This is a genomic window from Phenylobacterium ferrooxidans (assembly GCF_042714595.1).
GTDB lineage: Bacteria > Pseudomonadota > Alphaproteobacteria > Caulobacterales > Caulobacteraceae > Phenylobacterium > Phenylobacterium ferrooxidans.
Genome location: NZ_JAOTJD010000098.1, coordinates 1 through 652, shown reverse-complemented (window position 1 = coordinate 652; position 652 = coordinate 1). Strand labels below are relative to the sequence as shown.

At 69.2% G+C, this 652-nt stretch carries 1 protein-coding gene; it reads right to left on the bottom strand.

What is annotated here, in order from left to right; translation table 11 throughout:
• Window positions 1-350: 350 nt before the first annotated feature.
• A partial coding sequence (locus OCL97_RS22615; protein ID WP_377371949.1) for a transposase occupies window positions 351-652 on the bottom strand: 302 nt, incomplete at its 5' end.

The window sequence follows — 652 nt, the reverse complement described above, 5'->3', positions numbered from 1 at the left end:
GAATCTGGAGGGTTCTGTGTGGTCGCGGACGCGGTTGGAGGGGGCGTGGCGCGGTCGCGACCACATTGAAGCCGGATTGAGCTGAACCGCGGGATGGCGGTCTGGCTATGGGGATTGGGGGCTCGGCGGCCGGTCCAAGATGGCCGCGGGGTGCGGCGGGAGGCGAGACGGACCGTCTGTAGACCCCGGGCCCGTCCGAGATTTTGGTCTGCGAGGATGTCGAGAGATCGCGTGGAGCGAGTCAGCCTCGCCCCGCGGGACGCAAGCGACGATCAGCGCGCGCGGAGTGTCGCCGGCAGCCTGGAGGGCTCCGGTCGGCATTGTGGCGGAGGAGACGGCCTTCGGACGTGTCATGACGTATCTGGCCATGCGCAGCGGGCCGGACGCCGAGCGCCGAGCGGCTTCATTAGGCCGCCGCAGCACGGGCAGATTTCCAAGGAGCGGCCGGTGAGCCGGCGATAGCGCTCGCGATAGTCGGCCGGTGGGACGAGCGGCGCGGGCGGTGGCGTCGTGAGCAACCGGCGACAGATCGCGAGTTTGGCGACCCGGTGGCCGTTGGCGAGGAAGCCATAGTGACGGATGCGATGGAAGCCGTCCGGCAGGGTGTGCAGCAGGAAGCGGCGGATGAACTCGTCGGCCGCCAAGGTCATCA